This is a genomic window from Micromonospora sp. WMMC273 (genome assembly GCF_027460285.1).
Lineage (GTDB): Bacteria > Actinomycetota > Actinomycetes > Mycobacteriales > Micromonosporaceae > Micromonospora > Micromonospora aurantiaca.
The window spans coordinates 3552906-3578573 of record NZ_JAPZBE010000001.1; the positions used below are offsets into that span (position 1 = coordinate 3552906).

Here is a 25668-nt window from a genome sequence, read left to right on the forward strand (position 1 = left end):
GGCGGTCACCAGGTGACCGGGAAGGAGGCGATGCCGCCGTTCATCCGGTCGTGCCGCCACGGGATCTCCGCCAGCGGCACGGCCGGCGACAGCGCCGGCATCCGGGTCAGCAGCGCCCCGAGCGACAGCTCCACCTGCATCCGGCCCAGCGCCGTGCCGAGGCAGAAGTGCGGCCCGAAGCCGAAGGTCAGGTGCGGTACGCCGGGCCGGCGGTCGATGTCGAAGACGTTCGGCTCGGGGAAGAACCGGGGGTCGCGGTTGCCGGCCCACGGGATCGCCATCACGCAGTCGCCGGCCCGCATCCCGACCCCGCCGAGGACCAGGTCCGCACGGACCACCTGCACCCGGAACATGGCGCTCACCGACGTGTAGCGCAGGATCTCGTCGGTGGCCGTGGCGAGCTTGCCCGGCGCGGCGCGCAGCTTCGCCAGCTGCGCCGGGTGCTGGAACAACGCGCGCAGGCCCGCGCTCGTCGAATTGATCTCCAGCCCGCCCAGCAGCACGCCCATGGCCAGCTCGACCAGTTCGGCGTCGACCAGCTCGTGCGCGCCGCCGCCGCGGACCCAGGCCGAGAGCAGGTCGTCGCCGGGCTCGGCCCGCTTGCGCGTCAGCTGCCCGGCCAGGTAGTCCCGCAGCTCGGCCTGCGCGGTCGCGGCGGCGGCCGAGCCGTACGCGGTGACCGAGTTCAGCCCCTCGATCCAGGCGTAGAACCGGGGCCGGTCGGCGGCCGGGACGCCGAGTACGTCGCACACCACGAGCACCGGCAGCGGCGCCACCAGTGCGGCCACCACGTCGGCCGGGCGCGGACCGGCGAGCATGGCGTCGACCAGCTCGTCCACCAGCCGCTGCACGCGGGGCCGGAACGTCCCGATGCGCCGGGCGGTGAACGCGCGGCCGGCCACCCGCCGCACCACGGCGTGCGCCGGGCCGTCCATGTTCAGCTCCCGGGGACCGCCGCCGTCCGGTGTCGCCGTCGCGCCCAGCGGCAGCCGGGAGAAACGGGGGTCAGCCAGGACGGTGCAGCAGTCCTCGTAGCCGAGCACGAGCCAGGCCGCCCGCCCGTCGGGCAGCCGAACCCGGCTGACCGGCTCGGCGACGACCATCTCCAGCAGCTCGGCGGGAAGGTCACCGGTGAACGGTTCGAACGGATAGGAACGCAGCCCGGAATTGACTGTCACCGGGCCACCGGGCGGCTGATCGCGGTCCACCTCGGACATCGGCTAAGAGTCCAGCATCGGTTAGTCCGGCGTCAATATCCGCCGCGTGCGTCCGCAGCCTTCCGCGTACCGGCGTCGATCCCCTAGCATCGGTTCTCCAGGGCTGCCGTTTCGCCGCGCGGATTGGTGGGTTTTGACTGCGCCGCTGCGAATTCTGATGTCGACGTGGGGCTGGCGGTCGCATTTCTACAGCCTGGTCCCGCTCGGCTGGGCGTTGCAGGCCGCCGGTCACGAGGTACGGGTGGCGAGTCATCCGTCGATGGCCGCCACGATCAGCGCGGCCGGGCTCGCCGCCGTACCGCTGGGCGCGGACGTCGACTTCGCCGAGGCGTTCGCCGGCCGGATCGGCGCGGTGGCCCCGCTCGCCGGTTCCGCGCCGGCCGGCGCCGTCGAGCCGGCGATCACCGCCGACGGCGGGGTGGTCCGGTTCGCCGACGCCGTCCTCGACGACCTGGTCTCCTACGGCCGGTCCTGGCGGCCGGACCTGGTCCTCTGGGAGCCGTTCAACCTGGCCGCGCCGGTGGCCGCCGCCGCGCTGGGCGTGCCGGGCGTGCTGAACCTGTGGGGGCCGGACTCCTCGACCACGCTGCGCCTGGACCCGGACGAGGTGGTCGGGCCGCTGGCCGCCCGGTTCGGGCTGCGCGCCGCTGACGTACCGCTGGACGGCGTCCTGACGCTCGACCCGGTGCCGCCGCCGATGCAGGTGCCGATGCGGCGTCCCGGCCGTCCGGTGCGATTCGTGCCGTACAACGGCCCGGCCGTGGTGCCGGACTGGCTGCGCCGCCCGGCGGAGCGGCCCCGGGTGTGCGTCACGGCGGGCACCATGATGGCCGGCGCCGGGTTGCACGACCGGCTCGACCTGGGCGGGGTGATCCGTGCGGTGACCGGGCTCGACGTGGAGGTCGTCGTGGTGGTCGAACCGCGCCAGCACGAAGGGCTGGGCCGGCTGCCGGCCCGGGTCCGCCTGGTCGACGGGCCGCTGGCGGTCCGCCTGGTGCTGCCCACCTGCGCCGCTCTCGTGCAGCAGGGCGGGGCCGGCACCACCATGACCGCGCTCGCGTACGGCGTGCCGCAGCTCGTCCTGCCCCGGGTCAGCGACCAGCACTTCAACGCCGGGCGGCTGGCGGTCACCGGCGCCGGCACGTGGCTGGCGGGCGAGCAGGCCACCGCCGACGCGGTCCGGGACCACGTCGCCGGCCTGGTCGGCGACGGGCCCCGGCGGCGGGCCGCGGCGCTGATGCGTGACCGGGTCCGCGCCATGCCCGCCCCCGCCGGCCTGGTGCCGACGCTCGCCGCCCTGGCCCGGGGCGGCCCGATCTGAGGAGTCGCAGATGACGCAGGACCCACCCGCCATCCCGTACCCGCTCGCGCCGGCTCCGACGATCTACCACCCGTCGCCGGACTACACCCGGATGCGCGAGTCGTGCCCGGTGGCCCGGATCGAGCTGCCCGACGGGGCGTGCGCGTACCTGGCCACCCGGCACGCCGACGTGCGCCGGGTCTTCACCGACCAGCGGTTCAGCCGGGCCGCCGCGGCCGGCCCGAACCGCCCGACCCGGGAACTCGGCTCGCTCGCCGAGGACTCGCTGATCGGGATGGACCCGCCGCGGCACACCACGATGCGCCGCGCCGTCTCGCACGCGTTCACCGTCCGCCGGGTGGAGGAGCTGCGCCCGACGGTCGCGGCGCTGGTCGACCGGATGATCGACGACCTGGAGGCGGCCGGGCCGCCGGCCGACCTGATCACGCACGTCTCCGGTCCCCTGCCGATCTCCGTGATCAGCACGCTGTTCGGCATCCCGGAGCGGGACCGGGAGCGGGTACGCCGGTGGTCGGACGCGCTCGTCGGCGACTGGGACGCCGACCCGGACGCGCCGCGGGCGGCGCTGGAGGCGTTCCGCGAGCTGATCGACCTGCGGCGGCGCGAGCCCGGCGACGACCTGATGAGCGCGCTCATCAAGGTCTGGGACGACCACGACGACCTGACCGAACGGGAGCTGGTGTCGGTCACCGCCGGAATCTTCGTGGGCGGGCACGAGACCACCACCAACCAGCTCAACCTGTTCCTGCTGGTGCTGGCCCGTCATCCCGAGCAGCTCGCCGGGCTGCGCGGCGACGATCCGGTGGCGGTGGCCCGGGCGGTCGAGGAGCTGTCCCGCTTCATCCAGCTCGGCGACAACGGGGTGCTGCTGCCCCGGGTCACGACCGAGGAGGTGGAGCTGGGCGGCGTACGCCTGCCGGCCGGCGCCGCGGTGCTGCCGGCGATCGCGTCGGCCAACCGGGACGCCACTGTGTTCCCGGGCGCGGACACGCTCGACCTGGGCCGCGTGCACAATCCGCACCTGGCGTTCGGCGCCGGCCCGCACCACTGCCTGGGCGCGGCGCTGGCCCGGATGGAGTTGCAGGAGGCGCTGGGCGCGCTGCTGCGAAGGCTGCCAGGGCTGCGGCTCGCCGTCGACGAGGCGGAGCTGCGGTTCCGGCCGGGGCTGGTGGTGCGCAGCCTGGAGTCGCTGCCGGTGACCTGGGACGCGTGACCGGAGGGGTGGCCGGTCAGCCGCCCGCCGATCCGGGGACGACCCGGGTCGGCGCGGCGGGGTCGAGCGCCGCCTCCACCGCCACCTCCTCCACGCCGCGCAGCAGCCGTTCCGCCTGCTCCTCGGTGAAGCAGCCGAAGTCGAAGATGACCTGGAGGTGGACCGTCTCGGGCTGGTCCTCGACGGTGATGAAGACCTGCTCGGGCAGGTGGTCCAGCGGGCCGTCCCAGACCAGGAACGTCTCGTCGGCCCGGCGGCGGATCCGCTCGGCGGTCACCGGGTCGTCGTGCAGCCCGCCGTCGGCCGCCTGCCGGGTGGTCACCCGCCGGTCGTTGATCCGGCAGCTGATCCGGGCCGGGTACCCGCGTTCGGCGTCCAGCCGGTCCGAGACCTCGGCGAGCTGTGCCGGGTCGTAGTAGGCGTACTTCCCGGCGGAGACGGCGGCCCGTCGGGCCCGCGCCACCACCTCGTCCACAGTGGTGTCCGCGGTGTCGACGCGCAGCACGCCGTTCTGGCTGAGCGGGGCGATGGCCTCGGCGAAGCCCGGCCGGAACCGGTTGCCGACGATGAGCTTGGCGGTGAGCGGGCTGACGCCGGTGGCCCGGCCGATCGCGATCGCGATGACCGCGAGCAGCACGCGCGAGGTGTCCGTGCGGGTCCGCGCCGCGATGGCCCGCACCGCCAGGTACGCCGCGGGCGAGCTGAACCGGCCGTGCCAGTACCGGTGGCCCCGGCGCCCACCGGCCGCCGGCTCGCCGAACGTCAGCGGCGGGACGTCCCGCAGGTGTTCGGCCCAGTGACGCACGGCCCGGTCGCTGAGCCGGCGCAGCGGCGGCGTCTCCTCCCGCCGGCCCAGTTCGAGGATCTGCACGGTACGCGGGTCGGCTACCCGGCGGACCGGCCGGCCGGCCAGGCCGAGGTCGGCCAGGATGAGGGACGTGGCGGTGCCGTCGACCACGAGGTGGTCGATCGTCAGCACCCGGTGCACCAGCGCGCCGCGGTGCCGGATCACCGCCATCTTCACCGACCAGTCCCGGTAGAGGTCGTAGTGGCTGAGCAGGCGGGCGTGGCCCAGGTCGTAGGCGAAAGCGGCCACGTCGGCCGGGTCCGCGTCGTCGGGCACGTCCATCACGTCCAGGACCGTCTCGCCGCTCGCCGACACGACCTGGCACGGGCCGCCGCCGTCGCCCGCGCCGAGCCGCATCCGCAGCGCCGGGTGCCGGGCCATCAGCGCGGCGAACTCGGCCGCCACCTGCTCGATCGTGACACCGGCGGGCATCGGGTGGGCGCCGCTGACGTTGTGCGTCCAGCCGGTCTCCCGCATGTCCTGCATGATGGCCTTCTGCCCCCAGGTCAGGGGCGCGGTGCCGGCGCCCGGCCCGGCGAACGCCACGGGAACCTGGGCCTGGACCGTCTGCGCTAACACCCGCTCATCAGAGCAACGCGCATCGGTGTGTGTCAACGTGACGGCGCAGGGTTACGCTGCCGTCCATGCGGGACGCCGTCCGGGTCTGGATCGTCGCGGCCGCGGTGCCGGCGGACGAGCTGGCCCGGTACCGGGCGGTGCTCGACGCGGACGAGCGGGACCGGGCCGCGCGGCTCGGCGCCGGGGCGCTGCGGGACCGGTTCACCGTGGCGCACGGCGCGCTGCGCGTCCTCGCCGGGCGGGCCACCGGCGCGCCACCGGCGGCGCTCACCTGGCGCCGCGGCCGGTACGGCAAACCGGCGCTGACCGGCCGGTGGAGCGGCCTGCACACGAGCCTGTCGTACTCCGGCGACCTGGTGGCGGTCGCGCTCAGCGAGGGCCGCCCGGTCGGGGTGGACATCCAGCACGTCGCGCCGGGCGGTGACCCGGTGTCGGCGTCCGCGCGCTTCTTCGACCCGCGGGAGGCCCGGCACGTCGCCGCCGGACCGGACCCGGACGGCCGGGCGCTGCGGTTCACCCGGCTGTGGGCGCGCAAGGAGGCCGCGGTCAAGGCGGCCGGGGGCCGGCTGTGGCCCAACCTCGCCGTGCCGGTGCACCGGGTCGACGTGGTCGAGTGCGTCGAGCCGACCGGCCCGCACCGGCTCGCCGACCTGCCCACACCCGCCGGGTACGCGGTGGCGGTCGCGCTCGCCGGCGACCGGCCGTACGACGTCGAGTGCCACACCGGCCTCCGTCACGATCGGTGACGATCGCCGCACCCGTTGACACCTGCCGATGTCCCCTGCTCTGATGACTCCATGCCGACGCGCATGATCGACTCGTGGGACGCCCGGTGCTAGAACACGACGCGCCGGCCGACGCGCCGCCCCGTGACCAGGTCGTCGACCGCCTGACCGTCCTGCTGACCCGCATGCTCCGGCCGGACGCGCCGGTCACCGAGCAGACCCAGCTGATGGACGACCTCGGCCTCAGCTCCTCGCTCGGCCTGGAACTGCTGCTGTCGCTGGAGGACGAGCTGGAGATCCAGATCGACGTCGAGGAACTCGACGAGGATCGGATGGCCACGCTCGGCGACCTGGCCGACTACATCACCGCCAACTCCACCCCGCGCTGAGCAGGCCGAGACGTGGACCGGCCCGGCCTGAGTGTGGTGGTGCCCGCGCACGAGAACGGCTCCGCGCTCGACGCGACGCTGCGGTCGCTGACCCGGCAGACGCTGCCGCCCGGCGACTTCGAGGTGATCGTCGGTGACGACGGCTCGGCCGTGGCGCTGGGCCCGGTGGTGGACGCCTACCGGGACCGCCTGCGGATCGACTACGTCCGCAGCGAGCGGAACCGGGGCCGCAGCACCAACCGCAACGCGGCGGCGGCCCGGGCCCGCGCGGACACGCTGATGTTCCTGGACGCCGACACGGTGGCCCATCCCGGGCTGCTGAAGCGGCACCGCGACTTCCACGCCGGGCGCGCCGGGCGGCCCGGGGTGCTGCTCGGGCAGCGGTACGACCTGGACTGGGCCGGCGCGGACGCGCTGCGCCGGGGTGAACCGGTCGCCCCGGCGATGCTCGACGCCGAACGCGGCGACCCGCGGCTGGAGGACATCGCCCTCCCCCAGCGGACGGACGACTTCCCGAGCGCGCCCTGGGTGCTTGGCCTGACCCACAACGCCTCGGTGGACCACGAGTCGTTCCGGCGGGTCGGCGGCTTCGACGAGGCGATGGTCAAGTGGGGCTTCGAGGACCTCGACTTCTTCTACCGGGTGTTCCACCTGCACGGCGCGCCGCCGGAGCTGTTCCGGCTGGACGTCGACGCGCTCTCGTACCACCTGCCGCACTTCCGCAGGACGTCGAACGGGCTCGCCTCGATGGACAACATGAAGTACCTGCTGCGCAAGCACCTGCGCTACGACGTCGAGGTGCTGTACGGGCTCAACACGTTCGGCCGGCACCTGGGCCGGATCCGGCTCTACGGCCAGGCCATCGAGGCGTACCGGGCCGGTGGGCTGGGCCGGCCGGACGTGCTGCCCGCGTCGTTGCGCGAGGAACTGGCGGCGAGCGCGGCGCTGGTCGTCGGCAACGGCGTGTCCGCACTGGACCTGGGCGCCGGGTCGCACACGTACGACCACGACGCGCCGGTCGGCGAGACGAACTCCCACCTGCTCGGCACCGTGCTCCAGCAGTTCAAGGCCGGTGCGCTGGACCTGATCGTCAACGTCGACATGTGGCGGTGCCTGCTCCCCGAGGACCTGCCCGCGTTCCTCACCCGAGGGCTGCTCAAGGCCGACCGGATCGAGCTGGTCGCCACCCGGACCGGCCCGGACCAGCGCGCCCTGCTGCCGGTGCCGCTGGTCGCCGACCTCGACTACGTGGCCGAGATGCTGCGCCCGCACTTCACCGTCGCCGTCGCCGCGTCCGACGCAGCGACCGTGATCACGCTCCGCTGAGATCCCGGCCGGGCGGGCGGGCCGGCCGCTCAGGCGGGGCGGGCCAGCACGAGGCTCACGTTGTGGCCGCCGAAGCCGAACGAGTTGGACAGCACCGCGTCCACCGCCACCGCCCGCGCCTTCTCGCGGATGTGGTCGACCTCGCCGTCGCGCTCCGGGTCGTCCAGGTTGTGGGTCGGCGGCAGCAGGCCGCGACGCAGCGCCTCGACCGCGATCGCCGCCTCGATCACGCCGGAGACCCCGAGCATGTGCCCGGTCACGCCCTTCGTCGAACTCAGCGGCGGCGGGGCGGCGCCGTACACCTCGGCGAGCGCGGCCAGCTCGGCGGCGTCCCCGGCCCGGGTGCTGGTGCCGTGCGCGTTGACGTACCCGATGTCGCCGGGCACCAGCCCGGCGTCGCGGACGGCCATCCGCATGCAGCGGGCCGCGCCGGCGCCGTCGGGGCGCGGCGTGGTCGGGTGGTGGGCGTCGTTCGTGGCGCCCCAGCCGAGCACGTCGGCATGCCGGTGGGCGCCCCGCGCGGCGGCGTGCGCGGCACGTTCCAGCACGAACACCCCGGCGCCCTCGCCGAGGACGAGCCCGTTGCGGCGCCTGTCGAAGGGGCGGCTCGCGGCGGCCGGGTCGGCCCAGCCGCGGGCCAGCGCGCGGGCGTTGCCGAACGCGTCGGCGAACGTCGGGAACAGCGGCGCCTCGGCGCACCCGGCGAGCACCACGTCCGCCTCGCCGGCGCGCAGGATGCGCAGCGCCTCGCCGATCGACTGCGCCCCGGCCGCGCACGCCGTGCCGATCGACGACGTGTAGCCGTGGATGCCGAACTTGATCGCGATGCGGGCCGCGCCCATGTTCGGCAGCGTGCCGGGCAGCATGTACGGGCTGACCCCGAACCGGCCCCGCCCGGCGCGGGCGAGCACCTGCTCCTCCAGCGTGGACAGACCGCCGACGCCGGAGACGACGACCGCCACCCGGTACGGATCGACGTCCCGGCCGATCCGCAGCCCGGCGTCGGCGAGCGCGTCCTCGGCGGCGCGCAGCACCATCACGATCGACCGGTCCACGACGCGGGACTCCGGGCCGGGCAGCACGCTCGCCGGGTCGATCGCCGGAGCGAACGCGGCGACGTCGACGACGCCGTGCAGCGGATGGCCGGCCGGCGGCCGGGTGAGCCCGGACCGGCCGTCGCAGACCGCGTCGAACACCTCGGCGGCGGTCGCGCCGACCGGGCTGACCAGTCCGATCCCGGTGACGGTGACCGGTTCGCGCACGCTCACCGGACCCGCCGCGCCGGCGTGGGCGCCGGGACGCCGCGCGGCCGGGTGCCGTGCCCCGACATCGGTCAGTGCGCCGAGGCCGGTGCGATGCGCGCCGCCACCGTCCGGCTGAACTCGCCGACGGTCATCATGGCGAGGTCCTCCGCCTCGTCGTCGTCGAAGGCGACCCCGAACCGGTCCTCCACGCGTACGGCCAGCTCGGCCAGGCCGAGGGAGTCCACGTCGAGCCCGGCCGGGCCGAAGACGGTGTCGTCGTCGACGTCGGAGACGTCGTACTTCATCTCGGTGAGTGCGGCGAGGAGGAACGCGCGGATCTCGTCGGTCATGTCCGGTGTTTCCCTTCCACGGTGTCCTGGCGGCGCGCTCGACCTGCTCGACGGAACCTGTGAGGCGCGGAGCGGACACTCCGCGTAGCATCGACCTTACTCGATCGGCTTGGTTTGGCAAGGTGCCCGGTCGGTCAGCCGTACCGGAAGCCGGTCGTACCCGCGCAGCATCAGCGCGCGGCGCGGGCCGGGCTCGGCGGTCAGCGCCGGGAAGCGGTCCAGCAGCCGGGGCAGCACCAGCCGCCCCTCGGCGCGGGCCAGCGTCGCCCCGAAGCAGTAGTGCGGCCCGGCGCTGAACGCCAGGTGCCGGTTGTCGGCGCGGGACGGGTCGAAGCGGTCCGGGTCGGGGAAGCGGCGCGGATCTCGGTTCGCGGCGCCGGTCAGCACCACCACGGTCCGGCCGGCCGGCACCGGCAGACCGGCGACCTCGGTGTCCACGGCGGCGTAGCGGACCGCGAAGTGCACCGGCGGCTCGTATCGCAGGATCTCCTCGACGTACGACGCGGCCAGCGACGGATCGGCGCGCAGCGCGTCCCGGGCGTCCGGCCGCTCGGTGAGCAGCACCAGCCCGTTGCCGAGCAGGTTCGCGGTGGTCCGGAACCCGGCGTTGTACATGATGATGAGGTTGGCCAGCAGTTCGTCGGAGGTCAGCCGGCCGGGTTCGTCGTCCAGGCCGCGCAGCAGCGCCGAGACGAAGTCGTCGCGCGGCGCCGCCCGGCGCGCGGCGACCAGGTCGGTGAAGTACGCGGTCAGCTCCGCCGCCGCCACGTTGGCGGCCCGGACCTCGCGCATGGACCGGCGGCCGATCTCCAGCACCGCGTCGAACGCGCGGACCCGGGACGGGAACCACTCCCGGTCCGCCCGCGGCACGCCCAGCAGCTCACCGATGACGTCACTGGGCAGCCGGAGCGCGAAGCGCGCCATGAAGTCGACCGTCCGGCCGTCCGCGCCCTCGGCGGCGAGCCCGTCGAGCAGGTCGTCGGCGATGCGCCCGATGGCCGGTTCCAGCGCGGCGACCCGGCGCGGGGTGAGCGCCTGGGAGAACAGGTGCCGGATCCGGAGGTGGTCGCCCTCGGCGGCGTTGAGCATCGACGACTGGAGGATCCGGATCACCTGGTGCTCGCGCCAGCGCACGCCGGTCCGGTCCAGGTACTCGGCGCCGAGCACCCGGAAGACCGGGTCGCGCAGCACCCGGTTGACCGCGTCGTACCCGTGCACGACGAGCGCGTGCGGGTCGGCGGGCCGCAGCGCGACCGCCTCCCCCGCCTCGTGCAGCCGGGCGTAGAACGGGTACGGGTCACGCCGTACCTCGTCACCGAGCAGTTCGTCGAGGGAGATGGTCACGCGCACGGCCGCTCCTCGCGAATGCCGGCGAGCATGTCGGCGGTGGTGTGCGCCCGGATGCCCGGCGGCACCGGCTCGGCGAACCGCGCGACGACCGCCCGGACGTGCGTCTCGGCGGCCTCGGCCAGTCCGTCGTAGACGGCCGCGAACACGTCCCGGGCCGCCCGGCGCGGCCACCCGGCCGGGAGCAGTTCCAGCGGCAGCCGCGGGTCGAGCGTGGGGAACCGCCGGTACGTGTCCATCACCTCGGTCCGGGCCCGTACGGCCGCGGCGCCGTCGACGGTGCCGAGCCGCGACACCATCGGGGTCCACCGGCGCAGGAAGGCCTCGTACTGTCCGCTGATCGCGTCGACGTCCCAGGCGTCCACGGGGGCGCGCTGACCGATCGCGTCCAGCGCGTCCTGCCGTCCCCGGAACACCGTGACCGCGCCGAGGGCGAGCGGGGCGAGCCGGGCCCGGGCGGGCGCGGTCAGCTCGTACGGCGAGATCCACAGCCCGTCGTAGAGCGGAGCGAAGCCGAGCCAGCGCAACTGGCCCCGCAGCGCCCGGCGTTGCGTCCCGTGGTCCTGCGGCAGCGAGAAGGCGACGACGGTCCAGCATCCGTCCCACGTCTGGACGTCGGCCGTGGAGGCGATGATCCAGTTCCCGCCGGCGGACAGGTACTCGGCGGCGGAGCGGCTGAGCCGGTAGAAGCTGTTGCGGCCCCGCCGGCTGCCCTCGAGCACCCCCCGGCGGGCCAGCCGGCTGATCGCGGTACGCGCCCCGGCGCTCGTCACCCCGGCCTCGCCGAGCAGGGCGACGATCGCCGCGGACGGCAGGTCGGCGCGGGTGCGCAGCGTGTAGTCGGCGAGCAGGGTCACCGCGACGCTCTGCGGCGAGGTGCCGGCCTGCCGCCGGGGCAGCCGCGCGGCGGGCCCCTCGTCCGGGTAGATCTCCTCGATGTCGAACGGGTTTGCCACACGCGCTCCGGCTCGGCTCAGGGACGGTGCACCGACTGTAGACGAACGCCGCCGCAGCTCATCGGAGCACATCGATTGACACTTCAGCGCCCGACGGGAACACTATGTGCCACACGACGGAGCCAGGCCGGGCGAGACACGTCAGTGGGCGAGACGCGACACCGCGGCGGTCCGGGCCGCCGACGCGGCGCGCACCCGCCCGTCACCGCCCGCACAGGGCGATCGAAGGAGATTCCGTGAGAATCAGAGCCAAGATGGTGGTGGCCCTGGCCGCGTCGCTGGCGGCGGCCGGCCTGGTGATCCCCACCGTCCAACCCGCGTACGCGGCGTCGCTGACCGAGGTGACCAGCTTCGGCGACAACCCCGGCCGGATGCGCATGCACGTCTACGTGCCGGACGCCCGCCCGGCCCGGCCGGCCACAGTGGTGGCCATGCACGGCTGCGGCGGCTCCGGCCCCGGCTTCTACTCCGGCAGCGAGTTCGCCGGACTGGCCGACCGGTACGGCTTCATCGTCATCTACCCCAGCGCGACCCAGCAGGCCGGCTTCGGCAACTGCTTCGACACCTGGTCCGACGCGGCCAAGCGGCGCGGCGGCGGCAGCGACCCGGTGTCGCTCATCTCGATGGTCCGCTACGTCCAGCAGCAGTACGGCGCCGACCCGGACCGGGTGTACGCCACCGGCAGCTCGTCCGGCGGCATGATGACCAACCACATGCTGGCGCTCTACCCGGACGTCTTCAAGGCCGGTGCGGCGTTCATGGGCGTGCCGTTCAACTGCTTCGCCGGCGCCGCCGACTATCCGCCCGGCTCCAGCCAGTGCACCGGCGGGAACATGAACCGCACCCCGCAGCAGTGGGGTGACGCGGTCCGCCAGGCGTACCCCGGCTACACCGGCCCCCGCCCCCGGGTGCAGTTGTGGCACGGCACCAACGACACGCTGGTGCCGTACTCGCTGCTCCAGGAGACGATCGAGCAGTGGACGAACGTGTTCGGGCTCAGCCAGAACCCCACCTCCACCGACACCCCGCAGTCCGGCTGGAACCGGCGGCGCTACGCCGACTCCACCGGCACCGTGCAGGTCGAGGCGTACAGCATTCAGGGCGCCGGGCACAGCCTGCCGTCGTCCGGCATGGCCGCGGCGGCGATCGCCTTCTTCGGCCTGACCAGCACGCCCGGGCCGACCACGCCCCCGCCGGGCCCGACCACGCCGCCGCCGGGCCCGACCACGCCGCCGCCCGGCCCGACCACACCTCCGCCGGGCCCGACCACGCCCCCGCCCGGCACCGGTGCCTGCTCGGTGCGGATCGAGCTGAACGCCTGGAACAACGGCCTGACCGAGAACATCACCATCAGCAACACCGGCTCGACCGCGGTGAACGGCTGGTCGCTGGCGTTCACGCTGCCCGGCGGCCAGACCATCACCTCCGGCTGGAACGCCTCGTACTCCCCCTCCTCGGGCCAGGTGACGGCGCGCAACGTCTCCTACAACGCGGCCATCCCGGCCGGCGGCTCGACCACCATCGGCTTCCAGGCCACGCACACCGGCAACACCGCCCGGCCCGGCTCGTTCAGCCTCAACGGCGCACCCTGCACACTCGCCTGACCGGCACTCCACACTCCGGCGTTCCTTCCCACGGCGCCGGGGGCGGCCCCGCGACCCGAGAGGTCGCGGGGCCGCCGTCTACTCGGCCGGCGAGGCCGGTTCCGGCTCCCCGCCGCGACTGATCCGCAGGGTCAACACGTCGGTGCGAACCGTGATGTGGCCGTGGAACAGCGGCGCGCCGCCCGTCCCGTAGCCGACCTGGGTCGCGGTGACCAGTGGGTGTCCGATCGCCACGCCGAGCCGCTCGGTGGCCTCCTCGTCGGCGAGCACCGCGGAGAGTTCGATCTCCGCCCGCCGCACCGGCATGCCGGTCGCGCTGGCCAGGAACTCGAACATGTCCAGGTCGATGCTGAGCAACCCGGACGGGTCGAGGTCGCGGCCGTCGAAGCGCAGCGGCAGGTGATCACGGATCCAGGCCGCCGGTACCCCGTCCACGGCGAAGAGCCGGTCGACCCGCCACACCGGCGAGTCCGGCTCCAGGCCGAGGACGCGGGCGCAGTCGGCCGGGCACTTCGCCCGGCTGACCGCCGCGTCCTGAAGCGTCGGACGGTGGCCCGAGGCGGTGATCCGGTCCCGCAGCGCGGTGACGTCCCCGATGGACACCGGCACCCGTTCGGCGTCGTCGTGCACGAAGGTGCCGATCCCCCAGGTCCGGGTGACCACCCCCTCGGCGACGAGCTGCCCCAGCACCTCGCGTACGGTCGCGCGACTGACCTCCAGACGCTCGGCCAGGTCCCGCTCGTTGGGCAGCTTCTCCCCCGACCGGAACTCGCTGCCGATCAGCTGCCGTAGCCGGCCGTGCGCCGCCTGTAGCGCGGTCTCCCGCCGAGCCATCCGCCCTCACCTCATCACTGCCCGCCGCCGCGTCGGCGTACGGAGTGTAGTTCGTCCGCGTGCGCTCAGCCGATCACCCGGGACGGCGTCACCAGACCTGCTCCAGCACCCGGATCGTGTTGCCGCCGATCACCTTGGCGATCTCGTCGTCGGAGTAGTCGTGCGCCACCAGCCAGCCCACGATGTTGCCGAACGCCTCGCCCGGATTCTCCAGCCCGGACACGTACTCCACCCGCGGGTGCTGCGGACGGTTGCCGGCGTCGTGGGCGTAGTTGCCGGCGTAGGTGTCGTGCACCCCCACGTGGTCGCCGAACATGGTGTCCGGGCCGAACGTGACGTGGTCGATGCCGACCAGGTCGACGCAGTAGGTGAAGTGGTCCATCACCGACTCGATCGAATGGTGCTGGTGCGCCTGCGAGAGCGTGGTGTGCGGGGCGGCCTCGATGCCGATCACGCCACCCCGCTCGGCACAGGCCCGGATCACCTCGTCCGGCTTCATCCGGGAGGTGTCCCAGACCGAGCGGGCACCGGCGTGGGTGATGAACACCGGCACCCGGCTGGCCTCGATCACATCCAGGCAGGTCTGGTCGCCGGAGTGCGAGATGTCGATGGCGATGCCGAGCTTGTTCATCCGGTCCACCGCACGCCGGCCGAAGTGCGTCAGCCCGCCGTCGTGCTTCTCCGACAGGCCCCCGCCCAGCATGTTCGCCTGGCTGTACGCGATACCGAGCTGGCGTACGCCGAAGCCGTAGAGGATGTCGATCCGGTCCAGCTCGTTCTCGATCGGACTGCTGCACTCCAGGCCGGCCACCAGGGCCAGCCGGCCGTCCCGCTTCGCGGCGTGGATGTCGTCCAGGGACGTGGCCAGGAAGACGTGGTCCTGCTTGTAGAGGTCGCTCATCCGCATCCCGAGGGCGTAGACGAGGTCGTTCCACTTCCAACCGTTCTCGCTCGTCACACAGGAGGCGCCGGCCATGAAGTTGTCGAAGACGGCGGTCAGGCCCGAGCGCGCCAGCCCCTCGTACCCGGTGCGCTGGCGGGCGGTGCGGTTGTAGGCCCGCAGCTCACTGACGTCGGCGGGCAGGACCACCGGATGCTCGTGCAGCGAGATGGCCGCGTGCTCGGTGAGCAGCCGCGTCACCCGCGCCCGCTGGGCGTCGGTCAGGCCGAGGTCGTGCTCCGGCACCCGGCCGATCTCCTCGGCCAACGTGAACACCCGGTAGTCCGAGTGCGGCTCCAGGTACGAGTACGACCTGTGACCCTTGTACCGGGGGGCGGGTTCTTGCAGCAAGACGCTTCTCCTTTGGGCGATCGCCGGCCGTCACGCGGCCAGCGGGAAGTGGCAGGCAACCGGATGCGGCCCGGCGGCCAGCGGCGGCTCGGTGCTGGCACAGGTGTCGGTCGCCTGCCAGCAGCGGGTCCGGAAACGGCAGCCGGAGGGTGGGTCGACCGGGCTGGGCGGGTCGCCGGCCAGCAGGATGCGCTGCCGCTGCCGCCGGCCGGCCGGGTCCGGCACCGGCACGGCCGACAGCAGCGCCCGGGTGTACGGGTGCCGGGGCGACTCGTAGAGGTTGGCCTCCGGGCCGGTCTCCACGAGCTTGCCCAGGTACATCACGGCGACCCGGTCGGAGATGTGGCGCACCACGGACAGGTCGTGGGCGATGAAGACGTACGCGACGCCGAGTTCCTCCTGGAGCCGCTCCAGGAGGTTGACCACCTGCGCCTGGACCGACACGTCCAGTGCGGAGACGGGCTCGTCGCAGACGATGACGTCGGGGTTAAGCGCGAGCGCCCGGGCGATGCCGATGCGCTGACGCTGCCCGCCGGAGAACTGGTGCGGGTAGCGGTCCAGGTGCAGGCCGGGGTCGAGACCGACCAGGTCGAGCAGCTCCTTGATCCGCTCGACCCGGCGCCGGCGGTCCAGCACGTCGGGATGGATCTCGAACGGCTGGAGCAGGATCTCCCGGATCGTGCGGCGGGGGTTCAGCGAGGTGTACGGGTCCTGGAGCACGATCTGGATCCGCCGGCGCAGGGCCCGCAGCTCCCGCCCCCTGGCCTGGTGCACCACTGACGTGCCGAAGCGCACCTCGCCGGAGGTGGGCTGCTCCAGCCCGACGAGCATGCGCGCCAGCGTGCTCTTGCCGCAGCCGGACTCGCCCACCACGCCGAGTGTCTCGCCCCGGCGCAGGTCGAAGGAGACACCGTCGACGGCCTTGACCACGCCACCGGAGGTGAACGGGACCCGTCCCTTTACCGGGAAGTGCTTGACCAGGTTCTCGACCCGCAGCACGACCTCATCGCCGGGTGGCATCGAGCACCTCCTCGTGGTGGTGACAGGCGCTGGCGCGGTCGGCCGGCAGCGCCAGCAGCGGCGGCAGGACGACCCGGCACTCGTCGGTGGCCCGGGGGCAACGCAGGTGGAACGGGCAGCCGGTGGGAAGCCGAGCCGGGTTGGGCGGAGCGCCGGGAATCGCGTAGAGCTGCTCGTCGCGCCGGTCCACCCGGGGCATCGAGTTGAGCAGCCCTTCGGTGTAGGGGTGCGCCGGGCCGGCGAAGATCTGCTCGACGGTGCCTCGTTCGACGATCCGGCCGGCGTACATCACCGCCACGTCGTCGGCGACCTCGGCGACCACGCCCAGGTCGTGAGTGATCAGGAGCAGGCCCATTCCGCTGTCCCGCTGGATCTCCGCGAGCAACTCCATCACCTGGGCCTGCACCGTCACGTCCAGCGCGGTGGTGGGCTCGTCCGCGATCAGCAGGTCCGGTTCCAGGGCGATGGCCAACGCGATCATGATGCGCTGGCGCATGCCCCCGGAGAACTGGTGCGGATAGTCCCGGATCCGGTCCTTGGCCGCCGGGATCCGCACCCGGTCGACCAGTTCGACGGCGCGGCGGCGGGCGTCGGCCCGGGACATGCCCCGCCGGACCCGCAGCACCTCCACGATCTGGTGTCCGACGGTGAAGACCGGGTTGAGCGCGGCCATCGCGTCCTGGAAGACCATCCCGATCTCTTCGCCACTGACCCGCTCCCGCTGCTTGCGGGGCAGGGTCAGCAGTTCCCGGCCCCGCAGCTGGACCGAGCCGGTGACCGTCGCCGGTGGCACGTCGAGGATGCCCGTCACCGCCTGCGCGGTGACGCTCTTGCCGGAGCCGGACTCACCGAGGATGGCAAGGGTCTGGCCCGACTCGACACGCAGCGACACCCCGTTCACCGCGTTCACCGGGCCGGTCGGGCCCGGGAACGCGACCCGCAGGTCGGCGATCTCCAGCAGGCTCATCGGAGCACTCCGGCCCGGCTGAGGAAGTCCCGCACCACCTGCTGGAACCGCTCCGGCTCCTCCAGCTGCGGCGAGTGGCCGGAGGACTCGAAGACCACCAGCTCGCCACGGGGCACCAGGTCCGCGATGACCTGCGAGGCGGCCACCGGGGTACGCCAGTCGTGCCGGCCCACAGTCACCAGGGTCGGGCACGTGATCGACGGCAGCTTCGGCTTCAGGTCGTAGCGCGGCATGTTCTGCCCGAAGGCGGCGTTGTGGGTGCGGTAGTGGAACCGGGTGGCGGCCAGCCGCGCCTCGTCCTTGGCCGGATCGTGCTGGTGGTCGTAGAGCGGCAGGATCGCTCGCCAGTACTCGCGCAACTGCTCGTTGCTCTCGAACCGGCCGGTGCCGATCCGTTCGATGACCCACTCCGGGATCACCGAACGGTCGGTGTTGCGGGCCCGCTCCACCGCCAGGTGGTCGTGCGCGGTGTCCGCGGCGGTGTCCCGCAGCACCAGCGCGGAGACCCGGTCCGGGTGGGCGATGGCGTACTCCATGGCGATGAACCCGCCGTACGAACCGCCGGCCATGACGATGGTCTCGTAGCCGAAGTGCGCGCGGATGGCGTCCACGTCGGCCACCCACTGCTCGTGGGTGAACGGTCCGTCGTCGCTGGACTCGCCGGAGCCGCGGGCGTCGAAGACGATGACCCGCATCCGGTCGGCGAACGGGCCGAACGAGCGCTTCGGCTCCTGGCGGGAACCGAGGCCCGGGGCACCGTGGTGCACGATCATGGCCGGGCCGTCGATCGGGCCGAACGCCTCGACGACCAGTTCCGCTCCGTTGATTCTCATCGGATCCCCTCGATGATGTTGGATGCCAGGTCACGCGGGTACCGGGTGAGCCGGCGCGGGCCGTCGTCCTGCACCAGGACCGTGTCGGAGATGCGGTAGCCGGCGTGGCCGGGCACGTAGACGCCTGGCTCGCTGGACAGCAGCATCCCGGGGGCGAGGACCGTGTCGTCGCCGTCGGCGACCCACGGCGCCTCGTGGTTCTGCAAGCCGATGCCGTGGCCCTGCCGGTGCCGGATGTAGTCGCCCAGCCCTCGTTCCCGCAGTACGTCCAGGCAGATCCGGTTGACCTCGGCGCAGGTACGCCCGGCGACCATCGCCTGGGTGCCCACCTCCTGGGCCTCCTGGTCGGCCTCGTAGTAGCGCACCTGCTCGGCGCTGGGCTCGCCGATGACGAACGTCCGTTCGCTCTCCACGAACCGGCTGGCCACCGCCGCGCCGAGGGAGAGGATCAGGGTGTCGCCCGGCTGGAGCCGACGACGGGTCGGCAGGCCGTGCGGCAGGGCGGAGTTCGGGCCGGCGTAGACCAGCCCGCCGGCCAGCTTGGTGGTGTAGACGACCAGGTCGTACTCGGCGTACATCCGGTCGGTGCCGTAGCCGATCACGTGCCGGGCGATCTCGTCCTCGCGCGGCAGCGGCCCTCCGGCGGCGAGCGCCTCCTCGATCAGGGCCCGTCCGGCGGCCAGCATGTCGTCGCAGATCCGCGCGGCGGCCTCGTGAAACGGGATCTCCTCGGGGAACTTGCGCAGCCGCAGCTCGGCGACCGCGTCCGTGGTCTCCAGGGTGGCCCCGTCGATGGCCCCGGCCAGCGCCCGGAACGTGCCGACCGAAAGGCCCGCGCCCACGCCGATGCGGCGGACCGGGCCACCCGGGCGGGACAACGCCGAGGCGAGCGTCTCCTCGGCGGTGACCACGCCCGGGTACTCGAAGTAGGTGACGGTCGGGACCGTCACGCCCTGCTGGGCCGCGTACTCCTCGTCGAGGCGCGGGATCACCAGCAGCGGATCCCCCACACGCGGCAGCCAGAGATACACCGGACGTTCGGTGGCGATGTAGAAGAAGCCGCTGAGGAAGGCGACCTCCGCCGGCGAGGTGGCCAGGAACCCGTCCAGACCACGTTGTTCGAGCGCCTCGGCGAGCCGGCTTCGGACGCTGTGGTAGAAGCTCTCGGGCAGTCGCATGGTCAGCCTCCGTTGCGACGGGGGTCGCGGGTGTCGTTGAACCGGGTTCCGGCGAGGGTCGCCGCCAGCACCAGGAACAAGATCGCCAGGGACGGGAAGAGCGTCTGCCACCAGGCGATCGCGATCGTGCCGCTGCGCTGGGCGTTGAGCAGGATCCGCCCCCAGGACCAGGCGTCCGGGTCGCCGAGGCCGAGGAAGCTCAGGCCCGCCTCGGAGATCACCGCCCGGGAGGCGGTGAGCAGCACGCTGACCACCATCAGCGAGACGACGGCGGGCAGGATCTCCCGGGTGACGATCCGCCAGCCGGTGGCCCCGAGCACCCGGGCGCCGTCGATGTAGGGCATCGCGCTGATCACCAGGCCCTGCGACCGGATCAGCCGGGCGACCTCGGGCCAGGCGAAGAACCCGATGATCAGGGTCAGCGTCGTGACGCTCGGGCTCACCACCGCCGCCAGCATGATCATCAGCGGCAGGGTGGGCAGCGCCAGCATCACGTCGGTGATCACCGTGGCGACCGCGTCGAACGGCCGGAAGTACGCCGCGGCCAGCCCGATCGCGGTGCCCAGCACGATGGCGAGCAGTGACGCGGCCAGGCCGATCACCATGCTGGTCCGGGTGCCCCAGACCACCTGGGCGAAGATGTCCTGCCCGAGGTCGTCGGTGCCGAACCAGTGCGCCCCGGAGGGGGGTTGCAGCACGTCCGCGCCGGCGCCGGCGGGCTCGTCGGCGATCAGCGGCGCGAAGATCGCCAGCAACGCCATCACGAGCAGCACCAGCACGGACAGCGCCACGACGGGCTGACGCAGGTAGCCGGAGAGGAAGGACCGCTTGGGCGCGGCCGGGGCCGGCGGCAGCGCCTGCTCGGTCAGCACGGGGGCACTCACGGCACCCTCCCTTCGGTGGCGGCGGACGGATCCGGGCGACGTGCCGCGACGCTGCGCGCGTTCACAGCCGGATCCGGGGATTGAGGACCGCGTAGAGCATGTCGGTCAGGGCGTTGGCGATCACCACGGTGACGGCGAGCATGATGAACGCACCCTGGATCACCGGGTAGTCCTGCTGCCCGACCGCCTCGTAGATCAGCCGGCCGACCCCGGGGTAGGCGAAGACCGTCTCGGTCAGCACCGCACCGCCGACCAGGGTGCCCAGTTGCAGGCCCATCAGGGTCAGTGCCGGCAGGATCGCGTTGCGCAGGCCGTGCTTCCACACCCGGCGCCGGGCCGAGAGACCACGCGCCTGCGCGGCGCGGATGTAGTCCTCGCCGAGGACTTCGATCATGTTGGTACGGAGGGTCAGCGCGTACGGGCCGAGCTGCACCAGGACCAGCGAGAGCACCGGCAGCACCAGGTGGTGGGCCAGGCTCAGGTAGGCCGCCGCGCCCCGGGTGTCCGGGTCGATCGCCCCACCGATCGGGAACCAGCCGAGCTGGGCGCCGAAGAAGACCAGCAGCAGGATCGCGACGCTCGGCACGAACAGCGCGTTCGCGCTGATCCCGAAGCCCTGCAACGCGCGGTCGAGCCACTTGCCGCGGTTGACCGCGGCGGCCACGCCGATCGGGATACCGACGGCGATGGTCAGGACGAACGCGCTGCCGGCCAGCAGCAACGTCCAGGGCAGCCGGTCGAGGATGATGTCGGTGACCGGCTGGATCTGACGGAACGAGATGCCCAGGTTGCCCTGGACCAGCTCGCGCAGGTACGACACGTACTGCTCCCACAGCGGACGGTCCAGTCCGTACGTCTTGAGCAGCGCCGCCTGCATCTCCGGTGTCATGTCGCCCTCGACCATGAGGGTCGTGGGGTCCCCCGGCAGGAGCCGGAGCAGAAAGAACGTCGAAGTGATCGCAATCCACACGGTCAGGACGGCCTTCAGTGCCCGGCTGAGCACGAAACGCGCCACGGGGGACCCCTCCTCTCCCTCTAGGTTGGGTGGGTTACTTGACCGGAGTGACCTGGGCCAGCGAGTACGCGGTGACCATGCCGAGCAGGTCCGACGGCGACGGGACGAAGCCGGTGAACTTGCTGGCGTTGTAGGCGAACTGGAAGTTCTCCACGTACAGCGGGGTCAGGTACGCCTGCTCGTGCACGACCTTGTCAATGTTCTTGATCTTGGTCTTGAACGCCTCCGCGTCGGTGGTGCCGGCCGCGTCGTTGATCAGCGCGTCCATCTCCGCCGACTCGAGCAGGTTGTAGTTGATGCCACCCGGGTTGCTGGACAGGTAGGTGCTGCGCAGCTGGTCCATCGGGTTGTCGAAGACACCCCACTGCGAGGCGTCGATGTCGTACTCGCCGTTCTTGGTGCGGGTGAGGAAGGTGTTCCGCTCCACGCACTCGTTCTCCAGCTTCACGCCGGCCTTCGCCGCGCTCTCCCGGAACAGCTGCACGACCCGGGTGATGTTGGCGTTGGACTGGTCGCACGCCACGCCGAACGTCAGCTCGTCGAAGAAGCCGTCGTTGTTGGCGTCCTTGTAGCCGGCCGCGCTCAGCTTGGCCTTGGCGCCCGCCGGGTCGAAGGGGTACGGCTGCAGCTCGGTGTTGTCGTACTCGGAGAAGATCGGCGAGATCGGGCCGGCCATCTGCTGGCCGTCGCCCTGCAGCACGGCCGAGATGATCGCCTTGGTGTCGACCGCCATCGACAGCGCCTGCCGGACGTCCTGGTCGGCGAGGTACTTGTTCTTCATGTTGTAGGTCAGGTGCGCGAAGCCGAGGGCGCCGACCTTCTTCAGCTTGATCTTGTCGTCGTTCTCGAAGGTCTTCGCCGCCGAGACCGGCACCGGGGTACCCATCATGTCGATGTCACCGTTGCGCAGCGCCAGCATCATGGTGTTCACGTCCGGGTAGACCCGGTACTCGACCTGGCTCACCGCGGCCTTGCCACCCGGCGCGAGCGGGTAGTGCTCGTTGCGCTTCATGACGTAGCGCTGGCCCTTGGTGATGCTGTCCAGGACGAACGGCCCGGCGCCGACCCAGTTGGAGTCGTTGGCGTACTTGGACAGGTCACCGGCCGGCTCGAAGATGTGCTTCGGCACGACCGACATCCAGAAGCCGACGCCCTCGGCGAACGGCGCGTACGGCTGGGAGAGCTTGAACTTGACGGTGGTGGCGTCCGGCGCCTCGACCGACTCGACCCAGGTCAGCTTCGCCGCGACGTTGCCGAGCTTGTACTTCATGATCGACTCGGCGGAGAACTTCACGTCCTCGGCGACCACCGGCTTGCCGTCGGTCCACTTGAAGTCGTCGCGCAGCACGAAGACGGCGGTCTTGCCGTCGTCCTCGTAGCGGTACTCCTTGGCCAGCTCCGGCGACTTCTTCGCGTTCTCGTCGATCCGCAGCAGGTGCGGGTACATCGCGTTGAGGATCCACGAGTCCGTCTTGCTCAGCGACTGGAGCGGGTTGAAGTTGCTCACGTCGGTGGTGGTGCCGATCCGCAGCACCGAATCCGACGACGAACCGCCGGAGGAGGACGTCTCCTCGTTCAGGCCGCAGCCGGAGACACCGAGCGTGGCCGCCATGCCGAGCGCGACAGCGAGCCGCCACCGACCCTTGACTGTCTTGTTCACCAAACCTCCTGAAGAACCCGGATGATGTTGCCGCCGATGACCTTGGCGATCTCCTCGTCGGAGTAGCCGTGCGTGACCAACCACCCGACGATGTTGCTGAAGCACTCCGCCGGGTTCTCCATGCCACTCACGTACGGAACCCGGGGGTGGTCCACCACGCCGTGGGCCTTTCCGATCGCCAGGTGCTGGGTAAAGCTGTCGTGCAGTCCGACGTGGTCACCGAAGTTGGTGTCCGGGCCGAACGCGACGTGGTCGATGCCGACCAACTCCACGCAGTAGGTGAAGTGGTCCATCACCGACTCGATCGAGTGGTGCGGGTGGTCGCCCGAGAGGGTGGTGTGCGGAGCGGCCTCGATGCCGATCACTCCACCCCGCTCGGCACAGGCCCGGATCACCTCGTCCGGCTTCATCCGGGGGGTGTTCCAGACCGAGCGGGCACCGGCGTGGGTGATGAACACCGGCACCCGGCTGGCCTCGATCACGTCCAGCGACGTCTGGTCGCCGGAGTGCGAGATGTCGATGGCGATGCCGAGCTTGTTCATCCGGTCCACCGCACGCCGGCCGAAGTGCGTCAGCCCGCCGTCGCGGTCCTCGGAGAGGCCGGAACCGAGCATGTTCGCCTGGCTGTACGCGATGCCCATCTGGCGTACGCCGAAGCCGTAGAGGATGTCGATCCGGTCCAGCTCGTTCTCGATCATCGTGGCTGCTTCCAGGCCGGCCACCAGGGCGATCTGCCCGTTGCGCTTGGCCTCGAAGATCTGTTCGAGCGTGGTCGCCACCACCACGTGGTCCTGCTTGGCGACGTCGGCGAAGCGCAGGCCGATGTCGTAGATGACGTCGTCCCACTTCCAGGCGTGCTCGCTGGTCACGCAGCCGGTGCCGTTCATGAAGTTGTCGAAGACCGCGGTCATGCCGGAGCGGGCCAGGCCCTCGAAGCCGAAGGCGTTGCGGCCGGTCCGGTTGTAGTCGCGCAACTGCGTCACATCGGCCGGCAGGATCTTCGGGTGCTCGTGGAGCGAGATGGCCATGTGCTCACGCAGCAGCCGGGAGACCCGGGCTCGCTGCTCGTCGCTCAGGCCGAGGTCGTGTTCCGGCACCCGGCCGATCTGCGGCGCGAGCTCGAAGACCTTGTAGTCCACATGCGGCACCAGGTAGTCGAAGGACCGGTATCCGGCGTAGCGGGGGGCGGGTTCCTGCACTGGTCTGCTCACCTCGTCAGCTAGAGGCATGAGGATCGAGGTCTGACCTCATGCCTCGTGGAACGTACCGAGCACGACCGCGCCGCAGGAATACCTCGTGACCTTTCCGTTACCCGAATCGGGGAACATTCCCGCAGGTCGGGACAGGTGTTGCCGCCCAGGTCAACACAACCGAGCCAGACCGGACCGAACGCCCGAGGCCGTCGCGCCGAACAGGTGAGCGACCGCGATCCACCCCACCACCACCCGCGATTCCTCAAGGTGGTCAGACCACTGCGCAGCGGCTCGCAACCGAGGCGGGTAGCCCCGGACCGGCAAAACGTTGAACCTATCGGTTCAGTGTCGTACGGTGAACCTTGTGGTTCAGCAAGAGACGCTCGACCGGGTGTTCGCCAGCCTGGCCGATCCGACCAGGCGCGACATCCTGATCCGGCTCGGCGCCGGCCCGGCCACCATCAGCGAGCTCACCGAGCCCACCGGGATGACCCTCACCGGCATGCGCAAGCACGTCCGCGCGCTGGAGGACGCGGGCCTCGTGGTGACGTGCAAGGTCGGCCGGTCCCGGCAGTGCCGGCTCAGCGAGGCGCCGCTGGACTCGGCGATGGCCTGGATCGCCTTCTACCGACGGCTCTGGGCCCGTCGTCTCGACGGCCTCGACGCCTACCTCACACTCACCACGGAGGACCGCGACCATGACGCTCCACATGCGAGTGACACGACACCTTCCGGGCACCCCTGACGAGGCGTTCGACGCCTACACCGACGCCGGCAAACAGAAGATCTGGTTCGGCATCCTCGACGAGGAGCCCGGCATCGTGGAGATCGACGTCGACCTGCGGGTCGGCGGAAGGCAGACCGCGGTCTGGGGTCCCTCCCCCGACATGCTGTTCCGCGAGACGCAGACGTTCCTGGAGATCGACCGCCCGCACCGGCTGGTCACCGAGTCGACGGGCACCGGCCCGGACGGCACGACCATGACCACACGCATCGAGGTCACCTTCGAGGCGCGCGACGGCGGCACGCTGATGACTGTGGTGCAGAGCGGCTTCCCCACCCCGCAGCTGCGCGACTTCTTCGTCGACGAGGTCTGGACCGGGGCGTTCGCCCGCATCGAGGCGTACCTGACCCGAGCGCACGCAGAGGAGACCTCCCGTGGCTGACCTGTCCCGTACCGCCGTCGTCGCGCTCGCCACCGCCGTCGCGGTGGTCGTCAACCTGATCATGTACGGGATCGGCCGCGCGGCCGGCGGCAGCTTCCTGTTCACCGCCGACGACCGGCGGGTCGAGGTCGACGCGGTGACCGTCGCGGGCTTCAGCGCGCTGCCGCTGGCGCTCGGGCTCACCGCCGTCGCCGTGCTGGCGCCCCGATTCGCCTGGGTGGTCCGGGCGGCGCTGATCATCGGCCCGGCGCTCGCGGTCCTCACGATCGCCACCATGACGCTGCCCGCCGACCTCGACACCACCAGCACGATCACGCTGGCGGTCTGTCACCTCACGCTCGCCCCGATCATCGTGGTCGCGGTGACCGCTCTCGGCCGGCGCGCGCGTCGCGCCGCCGCGGGCCCGGTCGCCGCCTGACGCCGGGCACGACAGGCCGCGCATCACCGGCCCCGTCACGGAGTGTGGCCGGGTAGACAACCACCACCACCATCTTGCCGACACCGCGTTG

The 25668-nt window shown here is 72.2% G+C and carries 25 protein-coding genes; 9 read left to right on the top strand and 16 right to left on the bottom strand.

The annotated features are described in order from the left end of the window. Positions 1-5: 5 nt before the first annotated feature. Entirely contained in the window at positions 6-1217 is a 1212-nt protein-coding gene (locus O7611_RS16625) for a cytochrome P450 (RefSeq protein ID WP_194799058.1), read from the bottom strand. Between the two features lie 157 nt (positions 1218-1374). Between O7611_RS16625 and O7611_RS16630 the strand changes: the two genes are divergently transcribed. Both O7611_RS16630 and O7611_RS16635 read left to right on the top strand, forming a co-directional pair. Beyond that, a complete protein-coding gene (locus tag O7611_RS16630) occupies positions 1375-2538 on the top strand; it encodes a nucleotide disphospho-sugar-binding domain-containing protein (RefSeq protein ID WP_269697183.1) in 1164 nt (387 codons plus the stop codon). 10 nt (positions 2539-2548) lie between these two features. Next, the gene (locus O7611_RS16635; protein ID WP_269697184.1) at positions 2549-3751 is read left to right on the top strand and encodes a cytochrome P450; all 1203 of its coding nucleotides are present in this window, start codon (positions 2549-2551) and stop codon (positions 3749-3751) included. Positions 3752-3767: 16 nt separating this feature from the next. On the opposite strand, the gene O7611_RS16640 is transcribed toward O7611_RS16635, so the two are convergent. Then, a complete protein-coding gene (locus tag O7611_RS16640) occupies positions 3768-5177 on the bottom strand; it encodes a condensation domain-containing protein (RefSeq protein WP_194799055.1) in 1410 nt (469 codons plus the stop codon). A 65-nt stretch (positions 5178-5242) separates the two neighbouring features. Between O7611_RS16640 and O7611_RS16645 the strand changes: the two genes are divergently transcribed. The 3 genes from O7611_RS16645 (at position 5243) to O7611_RS16655 (ending at position 7617) form a co-directional block, all read left to right on the top strand. After that, positions 5243-5923, top strand: a complete 681-nt coding sequence (locus O7611_RS16645) for a 4'-phosphopantetheinyl transferase family protein (protein ID WP_269697185.1) — start codon at positions 5243-5245, stop codon at positions 5921-5923. Positions 5924-5997: 74 nt separating this feature from the next. Beyond that, positions 5998-6291, top strand: a complete 294-nt coding sequence (locus tag O7611_RS16650) for a phosphopantetheine-binding protein (RefSeq protein ID WP_232236583.1) — start codon at positions 5998-6000, stop codon at positions 6289-6291. A gap of 12 nt (positions 6292-6303) precedes the next feature. Then, positions 6304-7617 carry a glycosyltransferase family 2 protein gene (locus O7611_RS16655; RefSeq protein WP_269697186.1) on the top strand — a complete coding sequence of 438 codons (1314 nt, stop codon included), beginning with the start codon at positions 6304-6306 and terminating at the stop codon, positions 7615-7617. A 29-nt stretch (positions 7618-7646) separates the two neighbouring features. On the opposite strand, the gene O7611_RS16660 is transcribed toward O7611_RS16655, so the two are convergent. The 4 genes from O7611_RS16660 to O7611_RS16675 all read right to left on the bottom strand — a co-directional run bounded on the left by O7611_RS16660 (position 7647) and on the right by O7611_RS16675 (position 11514). Further along, on the bottom strand, positions 7647-8885 hold the full coding sequence (locus O7611_RS16660; RefSeq protein ID WP_194799052.1) for a beta-ketoacyl-[acyl-carrier-protein] synthase family protein: 1239 nt from the start codon (positions 8883-8885) through the stop codon (positions 7647-7649). Between the two features lie 65 nt (positions 8886-8950). Continuing rightward, complete coding sequence (locus O7611_RS16665) at positions 8951-9211, bottom strand: acyl carrier protein (RefSeq protein ID WP_013286876.1); 261 nt, start codon at positions 9209-9211, stop codon at positions 8951-8953. 96 nt (positions 9212-9307) lie between these two features. Continuing rightward, positions 9308-10561, bottom strand: coding sequence for a cytochrome P450 (locus O7611_RS16670; RefSeq protein ID WP_194799051.1), 1254 nt, complete (start codon positions 10559-10561; stop codon positions 9308-9310). Then, positions 10552-11514, bottom strand: a complete 963-nt coding sequence (locus tag O7611_RS16675) for a PaaX family transcriptional regulator (RefSeq protein WP_194799050.1) — start codon at positions 11512-11514, stop codon at positions 10552-10554. Before O7611_RS16675 ends, O7611_RS16670 begins: the two co-directional genes overlap by 10 nt. Positions 11515-11750: 236 nt before the next feature. On the opposite strand from O7611_RS16675, the gene O7611_RS16680 reads away from it, so the two are divergent. Next, the gene (locus tag O7611_RS16680; protein ID WP_269697187.1) at positions 11751-13118 is read left to right on the top strand and encodes an extracellular catalytic domain type 1 short-chain-length polyhydroxyalkanoate depolymerase; all 1368 of its coding nucleotides are present in this window, start codon (positions 11751-11753) and stop codon (positions 13116-13118) included. A gap of 78 nt (positions 13119-13196) precedes the next feature. Here the strand turns inward: O7611_RS16680 and O7611_RS16685 are convergent, their stop codons facing one another. The 10 genes from O7611_RS16685 to O7611_RS16730 form a co-directional block, all read right to left on the bottom strand. Next, the gene (locus O7611_RS16685) at positions 13197-13952 is read right to left on the bottom strand and encodes a GntR family transcriptional regulator (protein ID WP_194799048.1); all 756 of its coding nucleotides are present in this window, start codon (positions 13950-13952) and stop codon (positions 13197-13199) included. An 88-nt stretch (positions 13953-14040) separates the two neighbouring features. Next, positions 14041-15243 (bottom strand): dipeptidase, encoded by a 1203-nt coding sequence (locus O7611_RS16690; RefSeq protein WP_198033260.1) that lies wholly within the window; start codon positions 15241-15243, stop codon positions 14041-14043. A gap of 30 nt (positions 15244-15273) precedes the next feature. Next, positions 15274-16263 (bottom strand): ABC transporter ATP-binding protein, encoded by a 990-nt coding sequence (locus O7611_RS16695; protein WP_269697188.1) that lies wholly within the window; start codon positions 16261-16263, stop codon positions 15274-15276. Then, a complete protein-coding gene (locus O7611_RS16700; protein ID WP_194799046.1) occupies positions 16247-17230 on the bottom strand; it encodes an ABC transporter ATP-binding protein in 984 nt (327 codons plus the stop codon). The genes O7611_RS16695 and O7611_RS16700 overlap by 17 nt, the downstream gene beginning before the upstream one ends. Continuing rightward, positions 17227-18063 carry an alpha/beta fold hydrolase gene (locus O7611_RS16705; protein ID WP_194799045.1) on the bottom strand — a complete coding sequence of 279 codons (837 nt, stop codon included), beginning with the start codon at positions 18061-18063 and terminating at the stop codon, positions 17227-17229. The genes O7611_RS16700 and O7611_RS16705 overlap by 4 nt, the downstream gene beginning before the upstream one ends. Further along, positions 18060-19241: a M24 family metallopeptidase gene (locus O7611_RS16710; RefSeq protein ID WP_194799044.1), complete on the bottom strand. Its 1182-nt coding sequence runs from the start codon at positions 19239-19241 to the stop codon at positions 18060-18062. The genes O7611_RS16705 and O7611_RS16710 overlap by 4 nt, the downstream gene beginning before the upstream one ends. A gap of 2 nt (positions 19242-19243) precedes the next feature. Further along, complete coding sequence (locus tag O7611_RS16715; RefSeq protein ID WP_262011951.1) at positions 19244-20125, bottom strand: ABC transporter permease; 882 nt, start codon at positions 20123-20125, stop codon at positions 19244-19246. A gap of 61 nt (positions 20126-20186) precedes the next feature. Continuing rightward, entirely contained in the window at positions 20187-21140 is a 954-nt protein-coding gene (locus O7611_RS16720) for an ABC transporter permease (protein WP_194799043.1), read from the bottom strand. A 34-nt stretch (positions 21141-21174) separates the two neighbouring features. Then, the gene (locus O7611_RS16725) at positions 21175-22800 is read right to left on the bottom strand and encodes an ABC transporter substrate-binding protein (RefSeq protein ID WP_269697189.1); all 1626 of its coding nucleotides are present in this window, start codon (positions 22798-22800) and stop codon (positions 21175-21177) included. Beyond that, entirely contained in the window at positions 22797-23999 is a 1203-nt protein-coding gene (locus O7611_RS16730; protein WP_194799042.1) for a dipeptidase, read from the bottom strand. The genes O7611_RS16725 and O7611_RS16730 overlap by 4 nt, the downstream gene beginning before the upstream one ends. 358 nt (positions 24000-24357) lie before the next feature. Between O7611_RS16730 and O7611_RS16735 the strand changes: the two genes are divergently transcribed. From O7611_RS16735 to O7611_RS16745, 3 genes are read left to right on the top strand one after another with little or no spacing between them, the layout of a single operon-like run. Then, a complete protein-coding gene (locus tag O7611_RS16735; protein ID WP_194799041.1) occupies positions 24358-24738 on the top strand; it encodes an ArsR/SmtB family transcription factor in 381 nt (126 codons plus the stop codon). Continuing rightward, positions 24692-25159, top strand: coding sequence for an SRPBCC family protein (locus O7611_RS16740; RefSeq protein ID WP_269697190.1), 468 nt, complete (start codon positions 24692-24694; stop codon positions 25157-25159). Before O7611_RS16735 ends, O7611_RS16740 begins: the two co-directional genes overlap by 47 nt. Continuing rightward, positions 25152-25577 (top strand): DUF6069 family protein, encoded by a 426-nt coding sequence (locus tag O7611_RS16745; RefSeq protein ID WP_194799039.1) that lies wholly within the window; start codon positions 25152-25154, stop codon positions 25575-25577. Before O7611_RS16740 ends, O7611_RS16745 begins: the two co-directional genes overlap by 8 nt. Positions 25578-25668 lie beyond the last annotated feature (91 nt).

Bases quoted from the DNA above. Each gene is read 5' to 3' on its own strand.
- O7611_RS16625 (WP_194799058.1), bottom strand. From the start codon at position 1,217: ATGTCCGAGGTGGACCGCGATCAGCCGCCCGGTGGCCCGGTGACAGTC.
- O7611_RS16630 (WP_269697183.1), top strand. From the start codon at position 1,375: ATGTCGACGTGGGGCTGGCGGTCGCATTTCTACAGCCTGGTCCCGCTC.
- O7611_RS16635 (WP_269697184.1), top strand. From the start codon at position 2,549: ATGACGCAGGACCCACCCGCCATCCCGTACCCGCTCGCGCCGGCTCCG.
- O7611_RS16645 (WP_269697185.1), top strand. From the start codon at position 5,243: ATGCGGGACGCCGTCCGGGTCTGGATCGTCGCGGCCGCGGTGCCGGCG.
- O7611_RS16665 (WP_013286876.1), bottom strand. From the start codon at position 9,211: ATGACCGACGAGATCCGCGCGTTCCTCCTCGCCGCACTCACCGAGATG.
- O7611_RS16685 (WP_194799048.1), bottom strand. From the start codon at position 13,952: ATGGCTCGGCGGGAGACCGCGCTACAGGCGGCGCACGGCCGGCTACGG.
- O7611_RS16695 (WP_269697188.1), bottom strand. From the start codon at position 16,263: ATGCCACCCGGCGATGAGGTCGTGCTGCGGGTCGAGAACCTGGTCAAG.
- O7611_RS16700 (WP_194799046.1), bottom strand. From the start codon at position 17,230: ATGAGCCTGCTGGAGATCGCCGACCTGCGGGTCGCGTTCCCGGGCCCG.
- O7611_RS16705 (WP_194799045.1), bottom strand. From the start codon at position 18,063: ATGAGAATCAACGGAGCGGAACTGGTCGTCGAGGCGTTCGGCCCGATC.
- O7611_RS16710 (WP_194799044.1), bottom strand. From the start codon at position 19,241: ATGCGACTGCCCGAGAGCTTCTACCACAGCGTCCGAAGCCGGCTCGCC.
- O7611_RS16740 (WP_269697190.1), top strand. From the start codon at position 24,692: ATGACGCTCCACATGCGAGTGACACGACACCTTCCGGGCACCCCTGAC.